The sequence below is a fragment of the Dietzia sp. CW19 genome, assembly GCF_014145265.1.
Lineage (GTDB): Bacteria > Actinomycetota > Actinomycetes > Mycobacteriales > Mycobacteriaceae > Dietzia > Dietzia natronolimnaea.
The window spans coordinates 1-3950 of record NZ_JAALEE010000324.1 but is presented as its reverse complement, the minus strand read 5'-3'; the positions used below and the strand labels follow the sequence as shown (position 1 = coordinate 3950).

Sequence of the window (3950 nt, the reverse complement as noted above, 5' to 3'; positions counted from 1 at the left end):
GCCCGCGCCGAGCGAGCCCGCCCCCACGGACCCCGCCGCCAGGGCACCGGCCCCACCCGCGAAGACGTTCCACACCCCGCGGCCGCCCGCGTCCGAGTAGACCGCCTGGGCATCAGTACCCACATCGGTCACCACGCGGTCGGCGACCCCGTCGAGGTCCGAGTCCCACAGTGCGTCGTCGGCGTACCCGTCGCCGTCGAAATCCAGCCACAGCGCGTCCGCGGCACCGGTCCCGAGGGTGAGTTCAGGCGCACCCTGCCATTGCGTCGGCTCACCGACGCCGTCTCCGAAGAAGTAGTCCATGCCCGGAATGGTGTCGCGGACGGCCGGGCCGGACCAGTGCCGAGCGGCAATCTGTGGACAACCGATCCGCTCTCCACAGAACCGCCCCTGACCTTGACGGACTCGGTCAGCGGGTGCCGCCGCGCACGAGGAGCGCCGGCGTGTCCGGATCGCCGTACCGGTCGGGGTCGCCGAGCCGAGCGGCCCGGATGCCGACGACGACGAGGAAGGCCACCGCCCAGACGAGGTAGGCGTCACCCACCAGGTGCTGGATCGGCCCCCACGCGAGCTCACGCCCCTCGTCGTGGGGGAACCACCACTGCGGTGTGGTCAGGAAGACCACGATGCCGGACCCGGCCAGGACGAGCCAGCCGCGCTCGTCGTCGTCCCTCCCGGCGGCGCGTGCCGCCCACACCACCGTGAGCACGACGGCCGGCACGGACCACACCCAGTGGTGTCCCCAGGACACCGGCGAGCAGAACAGGGCGACGAACCCCACCGCGACCGCGGCGGCGACCTCGTGGCCGCGACGCAGCAACCGCCACGCCACCCAGGCGATACCGAGTCCCACCAGGGCGGACACCACGAACCACGCCACCGTCGCCGCCGTGTCCTCCAGACCCAGGCGGTGCACGAGCCCGTTGACCGACTGATTGGACGTGAAGGACAACCCGCCGATACGGGCGGGATCCCGGATGGCGAACGACCAGTAGCGGGCCGAATCGTCCGGGGTCAACAGGTGTCCGATGCCGGTGAAGGCCAGGGCGGCGAGGACCGCCGTCCCCAGGCCCCGCCAGTCGCGACGCAGCGCGAAGTACAGCAGGAACACCGCGGGGGTGAGCTTGATCGCCATCGCAAGACCGGTGAGGCTCCCGCCCCACCAGCGGCCCCGGCCGCGGATGACGTCGACCAACACCAACGCCATGAGGAACACGTTGACCTGACCGAACCCGATCGTCTCCCGCACCGGGCCGAACCACAGCGCCACGGCCATCACGGCGACCGTGATCCACCACAGCTCGCGGGTCGGGCGATCACAGGTGCGCGTGAGGACGAGCTGCACCACGTAGGCGAGCACCGCGATGGTGGCCAGCGTGATGATGACCGACGCCGCCGCCAGCGGGACGAGGGTGAACAGGGAGAAGATCTGGGCTGCCAGCGGGGGGTAGGTGAAGGGCAGGTCGGCGCCCTCCGCCAGCCGGGGGAGCTGTCCGTAGAGCTCGCCTCCGTCGCGGAAGACCTGCCCGCCGACGCGGTACACGTCCAGGTCGATGCGGTACGGGGGGAGCTGCTGGAGGCCCGGGATGCCGACCGTGTGGAGGATCGTGCCGAGCAGCGCCAGGAAGGCCGCCACAGCCCTGCCCGCGGTCGAGGCGAGATAGCGGTCGACCGCGCCGCCGATCACGCCGGGTCGCCGTTCTCCGGGCGGTCGTTCTGCCCGGCCCACCAGCGGAGGAGTTCGGCCTCCGCCTCGTCACGGTCCAGCGGGCCACGATCCAGGCGAAGCTCCTTGAGGAACGCCCAGGCGCGGCCGACGTCGGGCCCGGGCTTGAGGTCGAGCAGCGTCATGATCTCGTTGCCGTCGAGATCCGGCCGGACCCGGGCCAGGTCCTCCTTCTCCTCGATCTCGGCGATGCGGTGCTCCAGGGAGTCGTAGCTGGCCTGGAGCCTGGCCGCGCGTCGCTTGTTCCTGGTGGTGCAGTCCGCCCGGACCAGCCGATGGAGGCGGGGGAGCAGATCGCCCGCGTCGGAGACGTACCGGCGGACGGCCGAGTCGGACCACTGCCCCTCGCCGTACCCGTGGAAGCGCAGGTGGAGGAAGACCAGTCCCGAGACGCCCTCGATCATCTGTTTGGAGTACTTGAGGGCGCGCATCCGCTTGCGCACCATCTTGGCGCCCACCACCTCGTGGTGATGGAAGGTCACACCGCCGCCGGGTTTGGCCGCACGCGTGGCGGGCTTGCCCACGTCGTGCAGCAGCGCCGCCCAGCGCAGCACCAGGTCCGGCCCCTCGGGCTCCAGGTCGATGGCCTGCTTGAGGACGGTGAGCGAATGCCAGTACACGTCCTTGTGCTGCATGTGCTCGTCGCGCTCCAGCTTCATCCCCGGCACCTCGGGGAGCACGCGGTCGGCCAGTCCGGCCTCACACAGCATGTTGATCCCGTCGATCGGGTAGTCGCCGAGGATGGTCTTGTCCAGCTCGGCGCGGACCCGTTCGACGGTGATCCTGTCGATCTCGGCGGTCATCTCCGTCATCGCCCGGAACACCCGCGGCGCGAGGGAGAAGCCGAGCTGGGAGACGAAGCGACAGGCGCGCAGCATGCGCAGCGGATCATCGGAGAACGACTGCTCCGGGGCGGCAGGGGTGTCCAGCACCCCGGCGAGCAGAGCGTCCATCCCGTCGAGCGGGTCGCAGAACTCGTGACGCCCGTCGGGGTGCAGGCGCACCGCCATGGCGTTGACCGTGAAGTCGCGGCGGACCAGGTCGCCCTCGAGGGTGTCGCCGAAGACCACCTCGGGGTTCCGGGTCACCCCGTCGTAGGAGTCCGCGCGGTACGTGGTGATCTCGATCTGCTGCTCGATACCGGAGGCGTCGTGCTTAACCGCCGAGAGGGTGCCGAACTCGATCCCGGTGTCCCACACGGTGTCCGCGTAGGACTCGAGGATGCCGCGGACCGTGTCGGGTCGCGCGTCGGTGGTGAAGTCCAGGTCGGTGCCGAGTCGACCGAGGAGGGCGTCGCGCACACTTCCGCCGACCAGGTAGAGCTCGTGGCCGGCCTCGCCGAACGCGGCCGCGAGAGGGGCCACCACGTCCGCGTGGTCGTTGAGAGTCGTCTGGGCGCCCGCCAGGAGCCGCACCCGCCGCGCCTCGTACTCCGCCGGGTCGGGCGGGGTCCCCGGTCCGTCCTGCAGTCCGGAGAACACCGCCGCGTCGTGGCGGTCCGATGAGGCGCGCGGGTCTGGGTGGGGGTTGCGGGCTGTCACAGCGGAGACCTTACCGAGTCGGTCCGGCCACCTTGGACCACAGCGGCTCCACGGCCTCGACCTCCGGGGGGCCGGTCAACAGGTCACCCGACTCCTCCAGGTACGCCAGGTACGCGGGGTTTCCGAGGAACTCCTGTGCCGCGGCGGCGTCGCGGTACTGCTGGAACACCAGCAGGACATCGGGGTCGGCGTGGGACGCGCAGAACACGTACGCCCGGTGCCCGTCGTTCGCCTGCACCGCGTCCGGCATGTGCCGGCGCCACACCTCGACCAGCTCGTCCCGCCGCCCCGGCTTGGCCCGGTGACGGAGGACCAGGGCGTGGCCTGCGGATCCTGAGCTCATGTCGCGGACTCTAGCCGTGGCCCACCCGCCGACACCTGACCTGACCGTATCCGCGGGCGGCACGCCGACGATTTACGGAACACGCGACACCGGCCGGTAGCATCGATGGGTGTCCGAAGCCGAACGCCCCGTCGAACCGCGCGCTAACCCGCCGCGGCGGCGTCGTGCACGGCGGGCCGCCGGATCCGTGACGCCCACCTCGGATTCCGCTGGTCAGGGCTCCGAGCGCAGCTCCGGCCAGCGCTCCGACGGCCAGCGGACCGCGCAGGGACAGGACAAGCCCCAGCACCACCGGAGCAGCCAGGGCGGCCAGGGCCAGAAGTCCGGCAGATCCGGTCAA

Annotated in this window: 4 protein-coding genes and 1 pseudogene; 1 reads left to right on the top strand and 4 read right to left on the bottom strand. The window is 71.2% G+C overall.

Going from position 1 to position 3950, the window contains the following annotated elements; all coding sequences use genetic code 11:
- The 4 genes and pseudogenes from G6021_RS10175 to G6021_RS10160 form a co-directional block, all read right to left on the bottom strand.
- Positions 1–303: pseudogene (locus tag G6021_RS10175) on the bottom strand (hypothetical protein); the annotation flags it as partial.
- Between the two features lie 106 nt (positions 304–409).
- The gene (locus tag G6021_RS10170; RefSeq protein WP_182641214.1) at positions 410–1687 is read right to left on the bottom strand and encodes a glycosyltransferase 87 family protein; all 1278 of its coding nucleotides are present in this window, start codon (positions 1685–1687) and stop codon (positions 410–412) included.
- A complete protein-coding gene (locus G6021_RS10165) occupies positions 1684–3207 on the bottom strand; it encodes a CCA tRNA nucleotidyltransferase (protein WP_182641215.1) in 1524 nt (507 codons plus the stop codon). The genes G6021_RS10170 and G6021_RS10165 overlap by 4 nt, the downstream gene beginning before the upstream one ends.
- Positions 3208–3277: 70 nt before the next feature.
- Positions 3278–3610 (bottom strand): antibiotic biosynthesis monooxygenase, encoded by a 333-nt coding sequence (locus G6021_RS10160; RefSeq protein WP_179523994.1) that lies wholly within the window; start codon positions 3608–3610, stop codon positions 3278–3280.
- A gap of 109 nt (positions 3611–3719) precedes the next feature.
- Between G6021_RS10160 and G6021_RS16940 the strand changes: the two genes are divergently transcribed.
- Positions 3720–3950: hypothetical protein (locus G6021_RS16940; protein WP_206682657.1), on the top strand; the 231-nt coding region annotated here is incomplete at its 3' end.

Coding starts and splice junctions, on each gene's coding strand:
- G6021_RS10160 (WP_179523994.1), bottom strand. CDS start 3,610: ATGAGCTCAGGATCCGCAGGCCACGCCCTGGTCCTCCGTCACCGGGCC.